General features: G+C 60.3%; 17 protein-coding genes. 11 read left to right on the forward strand and 6 right to left on the reverse strand.

Annotation, left to right across the window (positions count from 1 at the left end; genetic code table 11):
• Positions 1-54: 54 nt before the first annotated feature.
• Positions 55-1209 carry a mandelate racemase family protein gene (locus AC6I7Z_RS09740; RefSeq protein WP_497814045.1) on the reverse strand — a complete coding sequence of 385 codons (1155 nt, stop codon included), beginning with the start codon at positions 1207-1209 and terminating at the stop codon, positions 55-57.
• A 325-nt stretch (positions 1210-1534) separates the two neighbouring features.
• On the opposite strand from AC6I7Z_RS09740, the gene AC6I7Z_RS09745 reads away from it, so the two are divergent.
• The 6 genes from AC6I7Z_RS09745 (at position 1535) to AC6I7Z_RS09770 (ending at position 7338) form a co-directional block, all read left to right on the forward strand.
• Positions 1535-2359: an MBL fold metallo-hydrolase gene (locus AC6I7Z_RS09745; protein ID WP_497814046.1), complete on the forward strand. Its 825-nt coding sequence runs from the start codon at positions 1535-1537 to the stop codon at positions 2357-2359.
• A 97-nt stretch (positions 2360-2456) separates the two neighbouring features.
• Complete coding sequence (locus AC6I7Z_RS09750) at positions 2457-3572, forward strand: ABC transporter substrate-binding protein (protein ID WP_497814047.1); 1116 nt, start codon at positions 2457-2459, stop codon at positions 3570-3572.
• A 128-nt stretch (positions 3573-3700) separates the two neighbouring features.
• Complete coding sequence (locus AC6I7Z_RS09755) at positions 3701-4108, forward strand: DUF2231 domain-containing protein (protein WP_497814048.1); 408 nt, start codon at positions 3701-3703, stop codon at positions 4106-4108.
• A 12-nt stretch (positions 4109-4120) separates the two neighbouring features.
• Complete coding sequence (locus AC6I7Z_RS09760) at positions 4121-5413, forward strand: PQQ-dependent sugar dehydrogenase (RefSeq protein ID WP_497814049.1); 1293 nt, start codon at positions 4121-4123, stop codon at positions 5411-5413.
• A gap of 642 nt (positions 5414-6055) precedes the next feature.
• On the forward strand, positions 6056-6685 hold the full coding sequence (locus tag AC6I7Z_RS09765) for a DapH/DapD/GlmU-related protein (RefSeq protein ID WP_497814050.1): 630 nt from the start codon (positions 6056-6058) through the stop codon (positions 6683-6685).
• Positions 6686-6723: 38 nt separating this feature from the next.
• On the forward strand, positions 6724-7338 hold the full coding sequence (locus AC6I7Z_RS09770) for a glutathione S-transferase family protein (RefSeq protein ID WP_497814051.1): 615 nt from the start codon (positions 6724-6726) through the stop codon (positions 7336-7338).
• A 14-nt stretch (positions 7339-7352) separates the two neighbouring features.
• On the opposite strand, the gene AC6I7Z_RS09775 is transcribed toward AC6I7Z_RS09770, so the two are convergent.
• Positions 7353-8672, reverse strand: a complete 1320-nt coding sequence (locus AC6I7Z_RS09775; RefSeq protein ID WP_497814052.1) for an MFS transporter — start codon at positions 8670-8672, stop codon at positions 7353-7355.
• Positions 8673-9147: 475 nt separating this feature from the next.
• On the opposite strand from AC6I7Z_RS09775, the gene AC6I7Z_RS09780 reads away from it, so the two are divergent.
• Positions 9148-11502 (forward strand): membrane-bound PQQ-dependent dehydrogenase, glucose/quinate/shikimate family, encoded by a 2355-nt coding sequence (locus tag AC6I7Z_RS09780; protein ID WP_497814053.1) that lies wholly within the window; start codon positions 9148-9150, stop codon positions 11500-11502.
• Positions 11503-11582: 80 nt separating this feature from the next.
• Here AC6I7Z_RS09780 and AC6I7Z_RS09785 read toward each other — a convergent pair whose 3' ends face one another.
• A complete protein-coding gene (locus AC6I7Z_RS09785) occupies positions 11583-12323 on the reverse strand; it encodes an NADPH-dependent oxidoreductase (protein ID WP_497814054.1) in 741 nt (246 codons plus the stop codon).
• Between the two features lie 286 nt (positions 12324-12609).
• Here AC6I7Z_RS09785 and AC6I7Z_RS09790 point away from each other — a divergent pair, with 286 nt between their 5' ends.
• From AC6I7Z_RS09790 to AC6I7Z_RS09800, 3 genes are all read left to right on the forward strand, one after another.
• Positions 12610-13734: a lactonase family protein gene (locus AC6I7Z_RS09790; protein WP_497814055.1), complete on the forward strand. Its 1125-nt coding sequence runs from the start codon at positions 12610-12612 to the stop codon at positions 13732-13734.
• Positions 13735-13946: 212 nt separating this feature from the next.
• On the forward strand, positions 13947-15080 hold the full coding sequence (locus AC6I7Z_RS09795; protein ID WP_497814056.1) for a glutathione-independent formaldehyde dehydrogenase: 1134 nt from the start codon (positions 13947-13949) through the stop codon (positions 15078-15080).
• Between the two features lie 115 nt (positions 15081-15195).
• Positions 15196-15453 carry an Exc2 family lipoprotein gene (locus AC6I7Z_RS09800; RefSeq protein WP_497815423.1) on the forward strand — a complete coding sequence of 86 codons (258 nt, stop codon included), beginning with the start codon at positions 15196-15198 and terminating at the stop codon, positions 15451-15453.
• Positions 15454-15705: 252 nt separating this feature from the next.
• Here the strand turns inward: AC6I7Z_RS09800 and AC6I7Z_RS09805 are convergent, their stop codons facing one another.
• Positions 15706-16287, reverse strand: coding sequence for a TetR/AcrR family transcriptional regulator (locus tag AC6I7Z_RS09805; protein ID WP_497814057.1), 582 nt, complete (start codon positions 16285-16287; stop codon positions 15706-15708).
• Positions 16288-16431: 144 nt separating this feature from the next.
• Here AC6I7Z_RS09805 and AC6I7Z_RS09810 point away from each other — a divergent pair, with 144 nt between their 5' ends.
• A complete protein-coding gene (locus tag AC6I7Z_RS09810) occupies positions 16432-17190 on the forward strand; it encodes an SDR family NAD(P)-dependent oxidoreductase (protein ID WP_497814058.1) in 759 nt (252 codons plus the stop codon).
• Positions 17191-17226: 36 nt separating this feature from the next.
• Here AC6I7Z_RS09810 and AC6I7Z_RS09815 read toward each other — a convergent pair whose 3' ends face one another.
• Positions 17227-17793, reverse strand: a complete 567-nt coding sequence (locus tag AC6I7Z_RS09815) for a nucleotidyltransferase family protein (protein WP_497814059.1) — start codon at positions 17791-17793, stop codon at positions 17227-17229.
• On the reverse strand, positions 17790-18806 hold the full coding sequence (locus tag AC6I7Z_RS09820) for an XdhC family protein (protein WP_497814060.1): 1017 nt from the start codon (positions 18804-18806) through the stop codon (positions 17790-17792). The genes AC6I7Z_RS09815 and AC6I7Z_RS09820 overlap by 4 nt, the downstream gene beginning before the upstream one ends.
• Positions 18807-18838 lie beyond the last annotated feature (32 nt).

An 18838-nucleotide genomic window follows, 5' to 3' on the forward strand; every position in this document is an offset into this window, starting at 1 on the left:
GTAAGTCCAGCAGGTCAGAGGTTTATAGTTGTTTGCTGTACTTCTCTCTCAGCGTTACCAGCGGTTCAGCGTATGGGTCTCAATCCAGCTGAAGTTGATATCTTCGCCCAGGCCGGGCCGGGTCGGCAGCTGCACAAACCCCTCATCGTCCATCGGATCGATCAGGCTGTTGAGGTAAGCCGGCGGCTGCTCATAGTCGAGAAAGGGGTGCAGCAGGCCGCGCTCGTACCAGCGGCAGTTGCGGATCGCCCCGACCACCGCCAGGCTGGCCGCGCCGTTGCCGTGTACTTCGCAGTCCATGCCGAACGCCTCCGCCAGGCTGGCGACCTTCATGGTGGCGGCGATGCCGCCGACGCCGTTAGCGCCGGCGCGCAGAATGTCGCAGGCGCCGGCGCGCACCCAGTCGGCGCGGCTGTGATGCTTGCCGCCGAGGCTCTCCGGGCCCAGCACGTCGATGCTGAGGTTTTCCGCCAGCCAGGCGTAGGAGGCCATGCTCTCTTCCTCCATCGGCTCTTCGAACCAGCTAAAATTCAGCTTCTCCAGCGCCTTGCCGATGGTGAGCGCCTCGCTGCGGCTGTACCAGTGGTAGCCGTCCAGCATCAGGGCGATGTCCGGGCCGACCGCTTCGCGCACCGCGGCGCAGGCCCTGATATCCATCTGCGGGCTGGGAGCGAACGCCACCGGCGGCATCCAGGTGTGCAGCTTGATCGCTTTATAGCCGCGCGCCACCAGCGTTTCGGCGAAGCGCGCATAGTCGTCCGGCGTCGCCAGCCCGCCGGGCAGCTCGTCGCCGCACATGGTGCTGCCGTAGGCGGGCACCCGTTCGCGATAGCCGCCGAGCAGCTTGTGCACCGGCTGCTGCAGCCGGCGGCCGATAAGATCCCACAGCGCCTGCTCGACGGCGGAAAGGGCGCGCTCGGTGAGCTGATGCGCGCTGCCGCGCTGCCAGTGCGCCAGATCCTGCCACAGCCGTTCGCGATCCATGGCGTTCTGCCCGATCAGCACCTTGCGGAAGAAGGCGTTGACCACGTGCGGGCGGATCACCTCCGCCGGCGCGAAGGCGTAGCCGCTGTGGCCGTCTTCGGTGCTCAGGGTCAGCAGCGCCATCTGCGCCTCGGTTTCCTCGCCGGGATGAGAGTGTCCTGCGCTGTCGGCATGACGCCTGCTGGGATAAGTAAACTGGGTGACTTCAATGGCGCTGATCTTCACGGCACAGGCTCCTTATGCGACGGCTCTCGCTGAATGTGAAATAAAAGTGAAACGATGTTTCATTTCGTAATCTAGCGCTCACGGATTGTTTACGCATTAGCCAAAGCGAGGTAAATGCAGCCGTAAATTAGGGCAGCCGCACAGGGTGATGTGAACAGATTCACGAAGCCTGGCTGCTTTGTGAGCAAGGCCGCACTGGGAAAATGCGCAGCCCATTGTGCCGCTCACGCTTGCAGATGCGGCAGGGCTGACCATTATTGTTTAATTAACCCGTTCATCATTAACCGGCTTTTTAGCCGCTACGGCGAAAGGCAAGGAGGAAACCATGCGCGTTCATCACCTCAACTGCGGCTGTATGTGTCCCCTCGGCGGCGCGCTCTACGACGGATTCAGCCGCTCGCCGCTGGCGCACCTCAGCTGCCACTGTCTGCTGCTGGAAACCGACGCGCACGGGCTGGTGCTGGTGGATACCGGCATCGGCCTGCAGGATATGGCGCACCCCGGCCGCCTGTCGGGCTTTTTCCGGCTGTTCAACAATATTCAGTTCGACCGCAGGCTCAGCGCCTGGCAGCAGATCGTCGATCTCGGCTTTAAGCCGGAGGATGTGCGCCATATCATCCTGACGCATCTCGACTTCGATCACGCAGGCGGCATCAGCGACTTTCCGCAGGCGCGCGTGCATCTGCTGCAGCGGGAGCTGGATACCGCGCCGCAGCGCCAGAGCTGGCTGCAGCGGCAGCGCTTCCGGCCGCAGCAGTGGGGCAACCACAGCGGCTGGCGCGGCTACGCCGCCGGCGGCGAACGCTGGTTCGGCTTCGATGCGGTGAGGGCGATCGACGATCTCAACGACGAAGTGCTGCTGGTGCCGCTGCCCGGCCACACGCTGGGCCACGCGGGCATTGCGGTGCGGCAGGGCGACGGCTGGCTGCTGCACGGCGGCGACGCCTGGTTCTACCGCGAGGAGATGCGGCAGGCGGAGCGCCACTGCACGCCAGGCCTGCGCTTCTACCAGTGGATGATGTGCAGCGATCGCGACGCCTGGCGCGCCAACCAGCAGCGGCTGCGCGCGCTCTCCCTGCAAACCGACGCGCAGGTGACGCTGTTCTGCAGCCACGACCGGCGCGAGCTGGGCCTGCTCGACAGCCGGTAAAAGATTTTTCCCAGCCTCTTTTCCTTTAACCCATTTTGCGTGATAGTAACGGCGCTTTACATAAATAATTATCATTATCGTTTGAATGGGTTAATCAATGAAGAAATGGATGTTAGCGCTGGGGTTGTTGTGCATCGCGGGAACGGCTGCGGCCAAAACCATCACCGACGTGGCGGGCCGTCAGGTTGAAGTCGCCGCCGAGTCGAAACGCATTATTCTGGGCGAGGGGCGGCAGATCTATCTGCTGGCGGCGTTCGACACTGACGCGCCTTTTCAGCGCGTCGTAGGCTGGCGCGACGATTTTCATAAGGCGGACTGGGACGGCTACCAGGCGTATGAAAAGCGCTATCCGCAAATCAAAACGCTGCCGACCTTCGGCGGCGCCAAAGACGGCACCTTTAACGTCGAGCAGGCGCTGACGCTGAAGCCCGATCTGGTGCTGATGAACCTGGAGTCGAAAGCGGCGACCGACGAAGGCAAGCTGATTGAGAAGCTGCAGGCGGTCGGCATCCCGGTGGTGTTTATCGATTTCCGCGAAGCGCCGATGGTCAACGCGGAAAAAAGCATTCGCATCATGGGCGAGCTGCTGAACAAGCCGGAACGCGCGCAGGCGATTATCGATTTTCGCCGTCAGCAGATTGAGCGCGTCACCGCGCGGCTGAAAGAGTTTCACGGCACGCGTCCCAGGGTGATGATTGACCGCGCGGGCGGCTACACCGATGAGTGCTGCATGTCGTTCGGCAACGAAAACTTTGGCCAGATGGTGGAGATCGCAGGCGGCAGCAACATCGCGAAAGATCTGATTCCTGGCACCTTCGGCACCCTTAACCCCGAGCAGATTATCGCCAGCCGTCCCGACGTGGTGGTGGTGACCGGCGCGAACTGGAAAAACTACAACACCGTCGGCAAGTGGGTCGGGGTCGGGCCGGGCGCCGACGTGAAGGAGGCGGAAAAGCGCCTGCAGATGCTGATGATGCGCGACGCCTTTAAAACCCTGCCGGTGGCGCACAACGGCCACGCGCACGCCATCTGGCATCAGTTCTACGACAGTCCCTATCAGTTCGTCGCCATTCAGGCGCTGGCGAAGTGGCTGCATCCCGATCTCTTCGCCGATCTCGATCCCGACGCGACGTTCCGCGCCTTCCATGAGAAATTTTTACCGCTGCCTTATCAGCCCGGTTACTGGGTAACCCTGCCTGCCGACAAGCGTTAATCGCCGCAGCGCGGCAGGGACGCCGCGTCATCGCCCGAATCTTTCCGTCATCTTTCTTCATATTTACTAATATTTTACAGGCGCGGCGCGTTTTACGCGCTGTAACGCTCAATGATAGGGAGAGGATAATGACCAGAACTTCGGGACGATCGGCTTTCGCCGTGGCGCTTTACACGCTGTTCGAACCTGTGCCGCTCGGCTTTTTCGTGGCGGCATGGATCTTCGACATTATTTACCTTAACAGTTACGTCGTAGAGTGGACGCACGCCGCCAGCTGGCTTATCGCCATCGGGCTGGTCATCGCCATTCTTCCGCGTCTTATCGCCCTGATTGATCTGTTCCGCGGCAGCCGCCGCGCGGAAAAGGCGCATTTCTGGCTTACGCTGGTGGCGATCCTGCTGGCGATCGTTAACGCCTTTGTTCACAGCCGCGACGCTTATGCCGTGGTGCCGTCCGGCGTCATCCTGTCGACCCTCGTGGTGGTGCTGATGCTGATCGCCAATGTTCAACTCGCGCTGCGTCAGCGCACGGCTTAAGGAGAAGCACCGATGAAAAAGCAAACGCTTATCGCGATGGCGCTGACCGCGCTGCTGGCAGGCTGCGACAGCGGCGCGCAGCTCGATCCGCAAAAGCAGATCGGGCCGAATCCGGAACTGCCCGAGGCGAAAAACTTCTTTATGCCGCCGATGCAGGTGCCGGAAGGGGTGCCGTGGAAGCAGGGCGAGATGCCGAAAGTGGCGCAGGGGCTGAAAATCGAGAAGATCGCGGAGAACCTTAAGCATCCGCGTCAGGTGCTGACGCTGCCGAACGGCGACGTGCTGGTGGCGGAGTCCAACGGTCCGGCCAAACCCACCACGCGTCCCAAGCAGCTGATTATGGGCATGGTGCAGAAAGCCTCAGGCAAAGGCGGCGAGGGCGGCAACCGCATCACGCTGCTGCGCAACGTGAACGGCAAATGGGAGCAGCACGTCTTTATCGAGAACCTCTTTTCGCCCTTCGGCATGCAGCTGATCGGCAATACGCTCTATGTCGCCAACGCCGACAGCCTGGTGAAGTTTCCCTATCAGGAAGGGCAAACCGAGATCCGTACGCCGCCTCAGCTGGTGACCGATCTGCCCGGCGGGCCGATTAACCACCACTGGACCAAAGCGCTGGTGGCCAGCCCGGACGGCAGCAAGCTCTATGTCGGCATCGGTTCTAACAGCAATATCACCGAGAACGGCATCGGCGCGGAATACCATCGCGCCGCGGTGCTGGAAGTCGACGCCGCCAGCGGCGCAACGCGCCTTTACGCCACCGGGCTGCGCAACCCGACCGGCCTGCAGTGGGAGCCGCAGAGCAACCGGCTGTGGGCTATCGTCAACGAGCGCGACGAGATCGGCTCCGATCTGGTGCCGGATTATATGACGTCGGTGCAGGAGAACGGCTTTTACGGCTGGCCTTACAGCTATTTCGGTCAGCATGTGGATACGCGCGCGCAGCCGCAGCGTCCTGACCTGGTGGAGAAGGCGATTAAGCCGGATTATGCACTCAGCTCGCACGTCGCGCCGCTGGGGCTGCTCTTCTACCAGGCGGACAATATGCCGCAGTATCGCGGCGGCGCCTTCGTCAGCGAGCACGGCAGCTGGAACCGCACGCCGCTTAACGGCTATCAGGTGGTGTGGGTGAAATTTGAAAACGGCAAGCCGGTCGGATTGCCGCAGCCGGTGGTGACGGGATTCCTGACCGACGATCAGAAGCAGGTAAGAGGTTTGCCGGTCGGACTGTCCGCCGATCGGCAGGGCGGGCTGCTGATTGCGGATGATGCCGGCAACACGGTGTGGCGCGTCAGCGCGAAGTAGTTTTTCACAGGCATAAAAAAAGGATTTGGCGTCGCGGCCAAATCCTTTCTTTTTTTGTTCGCTTAACGGCTGGTGACCGCGCCGCGAACGAGGTGCTCAGCACTCTCCACACCTGCGATTCTAAATAGCGCGGAGAAATATTTCAAGTTTCGCCAAAATACTGTATGGTTATACAGGTGTTGAGCGCGAAGCAGAGCCGACTTGCTGACTGGCCGCTCCCAGGGGCACGGTTTCGAAAATCCCGGCAGGCATCAGGTGGTGCTGGCCTGTGGCTTTAGCAACGAGTGCCGCTCAGCGCTCTCCACAAGATGTGCTTAGGCGCCCGGCGGGTAGAGTCAAAGCCTCGGTAGCCGAACAGCGCGCTCCTGTTGAAGGAGAAGGAAAGTGATGGAACTGATTAGATTGCTCCTGGATCTTATCCGGGTCATCTTGCAGATCATCGTTGCCCTTTTGCAACTGACCGGCCAGGCTCACTAGCCGGAACTTGAATAAAGGCGGAGCTAACCACTCCGCCTTTTTCGTCGCGCCGTCCCGCCGCAACCACACTGTCTTTTGCCTGTCATCTTCGCCCGTTACCGTCAGCGCTGTTTCCGCCGCGCCGCGCGCGCTGCTTATCCAGACATCCGACCAGACGAGGCCTCTATGTCTTTGCACGCTCTCTCTTCCGCCCGACTGCAGCAGACCTTTATCGACAGCAGCGTACGCCTGCGCGACACCACCGTCGGGCGGCAGTGCGAAATCCTGGCGCACAGCTACCTCGAATACAGCACGCTGGGCGACTTCTCCTATATCGGCGAACAGTGCCACGTGGCGGACGCGCAGATCGGCCGCTTTACCGCTATCGCCAACCATGTGCGCCTCGGCGCGCCCAATCACCCGATGGATCGCGCCTCGCAGCATCGCTTTACCTACTGCCCGGAGTATTACGACGCCAGCGCGACGCGCGACAGCGGCTTTTTCGCCGACCGCCGCGCCGCGCGCGTTATTATCGGCCACGACGTCTGGATTGGCCACGGCGTGATTGTGCTGCCGGGCGTGACGGTCGGCGACGGCGCGGTGCTGGCGGCGGGCGCGGTGGTGACGAAAGATGTTGCGCCCTACAGCATTACAGGCGGCGTGCCGGCGAAACCGATCCGCATGCGCTTTACGCCCGCGATCGCCGCGCGCCTGCGGCAGATTGCCTGGTGGGAATGGCCGCTGGAGAAGCTGATGGCGAACCTGGCTGATTTCCAGTCCGGCGACATCGCGCGCTTCTGCGATCGCCACGGCTGACTACACTTACCGCATCGCAACCACATGAGGAGAGCGCTATGTTCACGCTCTATGGCGCACCGGGCTGGGGCTCGGCCATCAGCGAGCTGATGTTTGGCCTCTGCGGCGAACCCTATCGCTGGGTGGATGTTTCCGGCTTCGATCGGCCGGGCGAGGCGCGCGATCGGCTGCTGGCGCTTAACCCGCTGGGGCAGGTGCCGACCTTGCAAAGCGAGGATGGCGCGGTGCTGACGGAGAGCGCCGCCATTGCGCTGATGCTGGCGGATCGCCATCCTGGGCTGATCCCGCCTCACGGCGATCCGCAGCGCGCGCGTTTTTACCACTGGCTGGTGTGGCTGGTCGCCGCCGTCTATCCCACCTTTACCTACGGCGACTATCCGCAGCGCTGGACCGCCGCGGGCGCGCAGGAGCTGAAACAGAGCACCGACGCCCACCGCGAAGAGGCCTATCGCTGGCTCGAGTCGCAGCTCGGCGACAGCGCCTTTCTGTTGGGGGATAACATCACGCTGCTTGACGCCTACCTGCCGGTGCTGGTGCGCTGGCAGCCGCGCGAGGCCTGGTTCCAGGCCAGCGCGCCGAAGCTGTGGGCGATTGCGCAGCGCGTGAAGGCAAGAGAAGGGCTGCAGAGCGTGGTGGCGCGCAACCAGCTGTAGCGCGCCGCCAGAGGTTACAGCGCCTGCTGCGCCACGCCGCCGGCGCTGTGCGGCTGCAGCGGTTTCTCCGGCTGCAGCAGCGTCATCGCCAGCATGCTGCCCAGCGCAATAACGGCGGTGACGGTAAACATCGCATTGTAGCCGTAGTACTCCGCCAGCCAGCCACACAGCATCGGCGAGACGATGGCGGCGAGATTGGCGATCGCCAGCGTCATGCCGCTAAAGGCGCCGACCGAGGCTTTCGGCGTCACGTCGATCACCACAGACCAGTAAACGTTGTTCACCATAGCGTTGAGCGCGTTGCCCAGCGTCATCAGCGCAATAATCGCCGTTGCCGATCCGGCATACGGAATGGCCATAAAACAGCAGGCGGTGCCCAGCAGCGTCACGGCGGCGAACAGGTTGCGCGCCACCCGCAGGTTATTGAAGCGCGCCAGCAGGCGATCGGCGAGACGGCCGCCGAGCAGCACGGTCAGGCAGGCGCCGCTCCAGGGGATCATCGCCACGTACCAGAGCGAATGGAGATCGTAATGGAAGCTGTCCTGCAGATATTTCGGCAGCCAGGTCACCAGCGTAAAGGTGATATAGAGAAAGGAGAAGTAGCCGAGAGCATTGCACACCAGGGTGCGACTGGTGAAGAAACGCCACCAGGGCAGCGGCGTATCGGCGTGCGCCTCCTGACGCTGACCGTCGCGGATCAGCGCGCGCTCTGCCGCATTCGCCGCGGGGTGCAGCTCCGGAGCGTCGTTGAAGGTGCGCGCAAACAGCAGCATCGCCAGCAGCGAGAAGAGGCCCAGCAGAATAAACATCATGCGCCAGTCGTGGGTCAGCAGCAGCAGGCCGACCGCAATCGGCGCGGTCAGCAGCGATCCTACCTGCGTGGAGAGCAGGCCGATGCTCAGCGCGAAGCCGCGCTCGTTATCCGGCGCCCAGTGGGCGATGGCTTTGTTCATCAGCGCGTAAGCAGGGCCTTCGGAGAAGCCGAACAGAATGCGCAGGGCGGCGAAGCCCATAATCGCCGAACCGCCGAACAGCGCCATGCCCAGATCGCCAGCCCAGGCGGTGGCGATCTCCAGCAGCGACCAGAGCACACCCGCCATCAGCCAGACCTTGCGCGTGCCGAGCCGATCCGCAAGGAATCCGCCGCACAGCGATCCGAACAGATAGCCGAAACCGAAATAGCCCAATACCGCGCCCAGCTGCACTTTACTGAACTGATACTCCTGAGAGATGGCGTTAGCGGCAAACGACAGCGCGCCGCGATCGATGTAGTTGATCAGCGCGACAAAGAACAACAGGGAAAAGATAACGTAACGATAGCGACTCGGCTGCATGGTGCCTCTCCTGCATGAATAGGGTCTGCAAGGGATAAGCAAGATCGGTGCCGAACTTAAAGCGGGTAGGCTGGCCGGGCGTTGCGCACGAGGCAGGCATCAAATTACCAGCCTAATGGTTCGCCTGCGCATCATTAAGGTGCAGTAAAGCGGCGTCGACGGCAACAGCAGGGAAGACGTCAGCCTTATAGGGCGCCGATACGTTAAATTTGTGTGTGTTATTTGCTGGCTGCTTGAACAAAAGATGCGGTAAAGCCAGGTAACCTATTAGCTATATCGTACCATCGCGCCAGGTTACACCCGGCAGCGCCACTGCACAGCGAGCCGGCTCCCTTTTTAGCTGCCGTGAATCCGTTAGCCAGGCTAAAGACTCCCAACATATTGTGTTTTTAACAAAAAGTTACCTAAGTTAAAATAACGTTGAAGTTATGTGTATTTATTTTATTTCGTCCCTTGAATGAGGAAAAGATGGATCATGGTTAACAAGCTAACCAGTATCGTGATGGCGATTGTCGCCGTGGCGATGCTGTATATGGGCGGGAAACTATTGCTGCTGGGGGGCAGCGCGTTCTATGCGCTGATGGCCGCAGGCTTACTGCTTACCGCGATACTGCTGTTTCTGAATAAACGCAGCGCGCTGTCGCTTTACGCGCTGCTGATGTGGATCACCCTGTTCTGGACGATCTGGGAAGTGGGCTTTGATAAGTGGCAGTGGATCCCGCGCGGCGACCTGTTTGGTCTGTTCGGTGTCTGGCTGGCGCTGCCCTGGGTGGTGCGTCCGCTGACCCAGCGCACGTTCCATCCTTTCCTCGGCACCACGGTGGTGGTGATGATCGCCCTGGTGATCGGCCTCTGCTTTTACGATCCGCTGCCGCAGCAGGGCACCATCACCAATGCGCGCACGCCGTCCGCCTCGACCGGCGCGGGCAACGACTGGACAGCCTACGGCGGCTCCACCAATGCGCTGCGCTTCTCTTCGCTGAATCAGATCACCAAAGATAACGTGAAAGATCTTGAGGTCGCCTGGACCTACCACACCGGCGATCTGCGTCAGAGCGACGACGCGACCGAATACACCTTTGAAGCGACGCCGCTGAAGGCGAACGGCATGCTCTACTTCTGTACGCCGCATAACGAGGTGCACGCGCTCGATCCGGAAACCGGCGCGGTGAAATGGAAATATGCGCCGCCGCAGGATCGCTCCTATATGCAGCAGCACCAGACCTGCCGCGGCGTCAGCTTCTACGACGCTGGCAATCCGGCGGCTGACAGCAGCGCTGCGCAGCCTGCGATCTGCCGCAAGCGTATCTACAACGCGACCACCGATGCGAAGCTGGTGGCGCTGGATGCCGACAGCGGCAAGCCGTGCGCCGATTTCGGTCAGAACGGCGTCGTCGATCTGCACGCCAATATGGGCGAGGTGCGTCCGCATGCGCTGATGCAAACCTCTGCGCCGCTGGTGGCGGGTAATCTGGTGATTGTCGGCGGTTCGGTAATGGACAACGGCTTTAACCGCGGCAACCCGTCCGGCGTTATCCGCGCTTACGACGCCGTTACCGGCCGTCTGGTGTGGAACTTCGATCCGGCTCAGCCGGAGGCGACCCAGCCGATTGCGGCGGAGGCGACCTATCCGCAGGACACCCCGGTGGCCTGGGCGACGCTGAGCGCCGACCTGAAAAACGGCCTGGTCTATGTGCCGTTCGGCAACGCCTCGCCGGATGAAGTGGGCATCGAGCGCGATCCCAACAGCAACACGGAGAAATTCCGCGATGCGCTGGTGGCGCTCGATCTGAAAACCGGCGCCTTTAAATGGCGTTATCAGAGCGCCAACCACGATCTCTGGGACCGCGATAACCCGTCTCAGCCGTCGCTGGTGGATATCGACTATCAGGGCAGCCAGCAGCCGGCGGTCATCCTGCCGACCAAAACCGGCAACCTGTTCGTGCTCAATCGCCTGACCGGTCAGCCGATCTATCCGGTTAATCAGGTGAAGGTTTCGACCGAGGGCGGCGTCGAGGGCGAGAAGTTCGCCGCTACGCAGCCGGTCTCCAGCCTGAATTTTATTCCGCAGCCGCTGACGGAGAAAGCGATGTGGGGTATTACGCCGTTCGACCAGATGAGCTGCCGCATGGGGTTCCGCGAGCTGCGCTATGACGGCAACCCGTGGACGCCGGCGACCGAGAAGGGCTCGCTGATTTTTCCGGGCAATATCGGCGTATTCAACTGGGGGTCGGTGGCGGTTGATCCGGAACGTCAGCTGCTGATCGCCGCGCCGGTGCGTCTGGCCTATAAGTACAACCTGATCAAGCGCTCGCCCGCCACCGCGACCGAGCGCCTGTTCACCAAAGATGGCTCGCCATACTGGAATGAAAACTTCCACGGCGATTACGCTATCCATATTCAGCAGTTCGCGTCAGAGCTGGGCATACCCTGTATCGCGCCGCCGTGGGGCCGTATGGTGGGCGTCGATTTGAAAACCGGCAAGACCGAATGGCTGCGCCGCATCGGCACCACCAAAAACCTCAATACCTCATTCCTGCCGGGGCGTTTCCCGATTGGCTTCCCGATGGGAATGGTGGCGCACGGCGGCCCGCTGGTGACGGCTGGCGACGTGGTGTTCCACGGCGCGACGGCGGATAACTTCTTCCGCGCCTATGACAGCACCACCGGCGCGCTGCTGTGGCAGACCGAGCTGAGCGCGGGCGCGCAGGCCACGCCGTCAACCTTTATGGGTAAAGATGGCAAGCAGTATGTGGTGATTGCCGCTGGCGGTCACGGATCGCTCGGCACCAAAAGCGGCGACAGCGTGGTGGCGTTCCGTCTGAAATAACGGCGTCCCGGCGCGTTGCGCAGAAAAAGAGAAAGCGCCCGATTGGGCGCTTTTTTTTAACTGCCTGAGCGCGGCGGGTGTTACTTGTCGTTGCCGAAGCCCTGTTTTTTCAGCGCGCCCAGCACGTGCGGGAAGTAGATGTTCTGATAATAGCCGCTGACGCTTTCGCTCCAGCTTTCGCCGTCGGAACGGCCGATGTTCTGCCAGTGCTGCACCATCTCCTGATTGTAGGCGGCGATCTTCTCCTCCAGCCCGGCGGTGCGGTAGGCCTCTTCATGGCGGAAGGTTTCCAGCGGCAGGCGCGGTTTCTGGTGCGACGGCTCATCGACATAGCCAATCACTACGCCTGCGACCGGGAAGGTATATTCCGGCAGTTCCAGCAGGCTAATCAGCGCGTCGGGATCGCGGCGGATACCGCCGATCGGCACGATGCCCAGACCTTCCGCGCGCGCGGCGGCCATCACCGAGCCCAGCGCGATGCCCACATCGGTGGCGCCGGAAACGATGCTCTCGATACTCTGCTGCGCGACCTGCTCGCGGCCGATCGCCTCGATTGCCACGCGCGATTTATGCATATCCAGCACGAAGGTCAGAAACACCGGCGCTTTGGCGATCCACGGCTGGCCGCCAGCGATTTGGGAGATCGCCTTACGCTTCGCCGCATCGCGGGTCACCACCACAGAAACCTTCTGCGAGTTGACCGAGGTCGGCGCGCGGTAGGCAGTGCTGATAATGCGATCCAGAATCGCGTCGTCAATCGGCTGCTCGGTAAAACTGCGTTCGCTTTTATGACTGGTAAAAATATCAATTAGTGAATTCATGGATCCTCCAGATGTGGAGGCTAAGAGTAGCAGGTTCAGGCAGGGCCAGATTTAACCGCATTGGTCATTCGCGGCAACCTGAGGTTCTTCAGAGGATTAGCGGACGAACCGGCAGTGAGCCAGCACACATTTCTGCATAAATGGCAAAACATAACAACTATGTAACAATATGAATGCGCTGGCGTTTTGGGCAACCCCACAACAGGCCTCAGGCAGCTACACATAACCACGCCGCGTCCGGCTGCGTATACCTGAAGCGGCAACTCTCAACCTACTGAGGTGACAAATGAATAACACTCTGGCGCTGCGCCGGTCGATTCTCCTGCTGGGCATGGCCTTTAGCGGTCCTCTGCTGGCGCAGACCTTTGTCTACGTTTCGGCGGCGACGGATGGCAACATCGCGCGTTACGCCTTAAACGATCGGACCGGCGCGCTAAAGCGCCTTGGCGACACCCCGGCGGAGGGCAAGGTGATGCCGATGGCGATAAGCCCGGATAAACAGACGCTTTACGCCGCCGTGCGCAGCCAGCCGATGCGGCTGGTCAGCTGGTCCATCAACGGCAAGAGCGGGGCGCTGACGCCGGCGTCAGCGAGCGCGGCGGCCGCAAGCTACCCCTATATCAGCCTGGACAGGCAAGGGCGCTTTTTGCTGGCGGCTTCCTATGATAGCGGCCTGGTGCATGTGTATCGCCTCGGCGCAGGCGGGAAGGTGGTAACGCCTTTGGTGTCAGAGGTACAGGCCGGTCACGCTGCGCATTCGGTGATTGTTGATGCGACGGATCGCTCCGCCTACGTTGGCGTGCTGGGCACCGATCGCGTGCTGCAGCTGGCGCTGCACCAGGATGGCCAGCTGACGCCGCTGGGTAAGGGTTTCGTTGCCACGGCGGAGAAAAGCGGACCGCGGCACTCGACGCTGTCGCCAGATAACCGCTTCCTTTATAACGTTGGCGAGATGAGCGGCGCCATCGTGCAGTTCGCGCGGCAGCCGGATGGCACGCTGGTAAAGGTCGCTGACTATCCCAGCGCGGTCGCGCAGAAATATCAGCTGCAGCACGGCGTGGAGCGCACTGCCAGCTACAGCGATGCCACGCCGCGCATCTGGGCGGCCGATATCAAAATTACGCCTGACGGGCGCTTTCTCTACGTCACAGAGCGTACCAGCAGCACGGTAACGGGCTATCGCATCAGCCAGCAGGATGGAAAGCTGCAACTGATCGGCAGCTGGCCGGTTGAAAAGCAGCCGCGCGGCATAGCGATTACGCCTGACGGGCGCTGGCTGATCGCCAGCGGCGAAAAGAGCGCGGTCATTGGCAGCTACGCCATTGCCAAAGAGAGCGGTAAGCTGCAAAGGGTCGCCGAAGCGCCGGTCGGCAAAGGTGCAAACTGGGTCGCCATTGTCAGCATCGATTAACCGCCCGCCGCTTCGTTCAAAAATTTTGGCTAAACGCAGCCGTTAATTTCTTTTGTGAAGCGAATGCATTGATGTGAACCTGGCCGAAAAGATGTTCTACACTTAAAAATCAATCAAAATATTTGATTGACGAGACGGCATCAATAAGGGCGGCGACAGCAGCAGGTCGCGATCGCCGCCATTAAACTGATCACTCATAAGAGGAGAGCATTATGAAAGCGGTCGTTTACAACGGGCCTTTCGATGTGTCAGTAAAAGATGTTCCGGACGCGAAGATTGTTCGTCCAACCGATGTGCTGGTTCGCATCACTACCACGAACATCTGCGGTTCTGACCTGCATATGTATGAAGGTCGCACCAGCTTTGAGCAGGGGCGCATATTCGGTCATGAAAATATGGGGCAGGTTATTGAAGTCGGCGGCGCCGTAGAGCGGATAAAAGTGGGGGATTATGTCTGCCTGCCGTTCAATGTTGGCTGCGGATTCTGTGAAAACTGCGAAAAAGGGTTAACCGGCTATTGCCTGACGGCTAACCCGGGAACGGCTGGCGCCGCTTACGGCTTTGCCGAGATGGGAGAGTGGGATGGCGGACAGGCGGAACTACTGCGCGTTCCTTATGCCGATTTTAACTGTCTGGTCTTGCCGCCGGATGCGGTTGAAAAAGAAGAAGATTACGTCTTCCTCTCCGACATCTTCCCGACCGGCTGGCACGCCACTGAACTGGCGGGATTGCGGCCCGGAGAAAGCGTCGCCATTTATGGCGCAGGACCGGTGGGCTTAATGGCTGCGCATTCCGCCATTATCAAGGGCGCATCCCAAGTGTTTGTCGTGGATACCCATCCCGATCGGCTGGCGTTGGCGGAAAAAATCGGCGCGGTTGCCATTAATGGCGTGGGCGACGATGCGGTGAATAAAATTCTCGAGTTAACCGATGGGCGCGGCACGGACTGCGGCTGTGAATGCGTTGGCTACCAGTGCTGCAATAAACATGGTCACGAGGATAACTCCGCCACGATGAATAGCCTGGTGGCGTCAACCAAAGCGACGGGCGGCATTGGCGCGGTAGGTGTGTTTGTGCCGCAGGATCCCGGCGCGGCGACTGAACTGGCCAAACAGGGCAAGATGCCTTTCGATTTTGGCAACTTCTGGTTTAAAGGTCAGTCGATTAAAACCGGCCAGTGCAACGTGAAGGCTTATAACCGTCAGCTCGCCAGGCTTATCCATCAGGGCAAGGCGAATCCGGCGCAGATTATTTCGCACCGGCTACAGCTGTCAGAAGCTCCAGAGGGTTATAAGCACTTTGACGCGCGCGACGAGGGCTGGACCAAAGTAATTCTGAAGCCCTGAATGCTAAACGGGTAAAAAGCCGCATTCAGGCTCGGTTGCGAAGGCAAACGGATACCGCTGTCTGCGGCTTAAAGAAATCAGTTTTTAACATCGGGTTTTATTCAGGGCGGATAATATCCGCTGGATGAAAACCTTTCTGAAACCGTTCTATGAACTGGGCAAGGCAGACCGTGCGAATGGCCTGACGCAGAAGCAGGCGGAACAGCGGGTAAAAAGGTTTAACGAATGCGAAAAGGGAGCATTTAGCGCTGACGCTCAGCGAAGCTTTTTCGGGTCACAGGCGTATAGTGCGGACCGGCCAGTGAAGCAGAGTCAGATTATGCTGGAGAGCGCCACCGCGACATACTGGGATGGCTATTACGGTCGTCCGTAGATGGGCGCAACGCGGGTTAACGCGCCGACAGCGTTCGGCGCTTTTAAGTCCGATAGCCGACATGACGAACGGCGCTGTGGCAGATGGCGGCGTTTAGGTGATGAGAAAAGAAGAGGGAAGAGAGAAACAGCGTCCTGACCATCAGTGATATCGTATTTAACATAATATACATTATGTGCACCTGGATTGATCTGGTGATAATCCCGCGTTTCAGCCTGATTTTGCCTTATCCGGGTTACGCTTCCTTTTTCGTTACGCTGGCCAGCCAGCCAACACCTGATTAATGATCCCTTCAAGCTTGTCGCGGCCGAATCCCGCTTTGGCCTGAATAGCCATGCCGTGCAGTACGGCGCACACATAGGCAGCTAACGCCGCGCTGTCTGCGTCCGGCGGCAAATCGCCTTCCTGTTTCGCCCGCTCGAACCGTTCGCGCAGTTTCGTCTCTCCCTCTTCACGCGCGGCAATCAGCGCCTTCTGTATCGACTGCGCATCGTCGGAACAAGCCAGCGCGCCGTTGATGCCCAGGCAACCGGTGTGTTCAGGATATCGGGTATGCAAATCCGCTGCGGCGCGCAGCACGTAGGCTGCTGCGGCTTTCGCGGATGGCTGCGCCAGCGCGGCGGGCAAGAAATCGAGATAATGAGCGTAATAGCGATCCAGCGCGCGTAGAAACAGCGCCTCTTTATTACCGAAGGCGGAATACAGCGCCGGACGCTCCACGCCGGTTGCTTTGGTTAAATCTGAGTAGGACGTGCCCTCATACCCTTTGCTCCAGAACACGCCCAGCGCTGCATCCAGCGCCTGCTCTACATCGAATTCGCGATTACGTCCCATTACCTGACCTCAAAATTTCATAACGGTCGATATTAAATCTCTTGACGGCATAAGTCTAATTACATAACGTTCATTACGTAATGGTCGTTATGGAATATCAAACTCCCCCTAACCGGGCAACTTATTTACGGAAGGAGTGTTGTCATGCAGCAATCGTTAACGGGTAAAGTGGCGCTGGTGACCGGCGGATCGCGCGGTCTGGGCGCGGAAATTGCCGGGCAACTGGCCGATCAGGGTGCGGATGTGGCGATTACCTACGTGGCGTCCAGCGCAAAAGCAGAGGCCGTGGTGGAAAAATTGCGGGCTAAAGGAGTACGCGCCGTCGCTATTCAGAGCGATCAGGCCGACACGGGCGCCGCTCAACCGCTGATCAACGAGGTGCTTGCTCAGCTCGGCCGGCTCGATATTCTGGTGAATAACGCGGCTATCGCGGTTCAGGGTAAAACGGTGGACGATCCGGAGCTTGATACCGAAAATCTCGATCGGCAATGGCGTACTAACGTCATGGGGCCTGTCGCCGTGACCCGCGCCGCTGCGCAGGTACTGTCGCCGGAAGGCCGGATTATCTTTATCGGCTCGCTGCTGGGCGGCCATGTTCCCTTTGCTGGCGTCGCCGACTATGCCGGTACCAAAGCGGCTATTGTGGGCTATGCAAAAGGCGTGGCGCGGGATCTTGGCGCAAAAAACATTACGGTCAACGTTATTCAGCCCGGCGTGATGCCGACGGAAATGTCGCGTGAGGCGCTTGGGGAAACGGTGCCGGAATCGCTGATGGATCTCCATCCTATTCGCCGTATCGCCACGCTGGAAGAGGTCGCCGCTATGGTCACCTTCCTGGCGGGCCCGCAAGGCGGCTATATCACCGGCGGCGTTATTGATATTGCGGGCGGCCTGAGTATTTAACCCCCTTCTCAGCCGGAAACCTCTCCGGCTGAGGCGTTACAGCCCGAAGCCGCGCTGAAGATCTGAACGGGTATCAATATCCAGCACGCACCCCTTATCCGCCAACGCTACCGCCTGACACGGCGCGCTGTTAAGCACCGCGCGTGCGCCGCTGTCTCCGCTCAGACTGGCGAGCGCGGAAAAGAACGCGCGCTGAAATCCCACTGGATGCCCAGCTACGCCTTCGACTTCTGCCCGAACCAGCGGCGCGCGATGCAGCGCATCCGCCACGGCCAGCACGCTTTCCACGGTCAGAAACGGCATATCGCCCAGCGTAATCAGCCAGCCGTCGTACTCCGCGGTGGCTTTCACGCCCGCGGCGATAGAGTCGCCGATGCCCGCGCTGCGGCAGATAACGGCGCGACCCGCGGGGATCAGCGCATGAATTGTCCTGTCTTCCGGCCGCGTCACCGCGAAAACGTCAAGCCCTGTGGCGACAGCATGATCCAGCGTGTGCTGCAAAACCGGCTTGCCGTTCAGCGAGGCGAGCAGCTTATGCTCTCCGCCGCTCGCTTTAAAGCGGCGGCTGAAGCCGGCCGCCATCACCAGAATGGCGATTCTCATATCAAACTTCCCTGCTCCCACGGCTCTGCCTGAGTCGGCTCAACCGCCGCTACGCAGCCGTTTTTGTAGCGCACGATATCCGCCATCACCGACAGCGCGATCTCCGACGGCGTTTTACTGCCGATATCGAGCCCGACTGGGGCGTGAATGCGGCTAATCTGCTCAGGCAGCAAATCGCCATACTCTCCCAGCCGCGCTTTTCTTCTCAGGCTGTTCTTTTTCGATCCCATCGCGCCGATATAGAACGCCGGCAGATTGACCGCTTCCATCATGGTGAGATCGTCAATGCGCGGATCGTGGGTCAACGACAGGATCGCTGTCCCGGCATGGCAACCTTCTCGCTCCAGGTAAACGGCGGGAAACTGCTTAATCAGCCTGACGTTCGCGTCCAGCAAGGCGGCCATATTCGCCAGCGCCTCGTCCCGGTGTTCGCACACGATGGTTTCGAAGCCGAGCGCGACGGCAAAGTTGGCGCAGAACACCGCGACGCTGGAAAGTCCGCCGATCACCAGCCTGGGCGCGGTGGAGAGCGTCAGGGTAATGGCGGCACCGTCGCGGTACGTCAGCGTGCTGTTGGTATAGGCGGCCGGCTCCAGCGCATGGCAGGGATGCGGCAGAATAATTTTCTTTTTCACCGCCGTGGCGGCGACCAGCGCATCGTGCATTTTCTGCAAATAGGCGCGGCTCTCAGCGCCGGGCGACAGTTTTTCCACCAGAATATCGAGCACACCGCCACACGGCAGCGCCCTGTCCGGCTCAAATCCGCCCTCGCCGTAGCGCACGATTTGGCTGGCGGCCGGGAAGGCGTTGCGATCGATGCGTTCGATAAAACTCTCTTCAATGCAGCCGCCTGAAAGCGACCCGCAGTGATGCCCCTCTTTGCGGATAATCATCATCGCGCCGGGCGGGCGCGGCGAGGATCCGTAGGTAGAGAGCACCGTGCAGAGCCATACCTCATGCGCGTCAACCCACTGCAATCCTGCCTGTAATACCTGCATATCAAGGTTGTGCATGACCTGGTGCCTCCGGCAACGGTTAAGCCAGG

This window comes from Pantoea sp. X-Soil-MYKO-1289, from assembly GCF_059730625.1.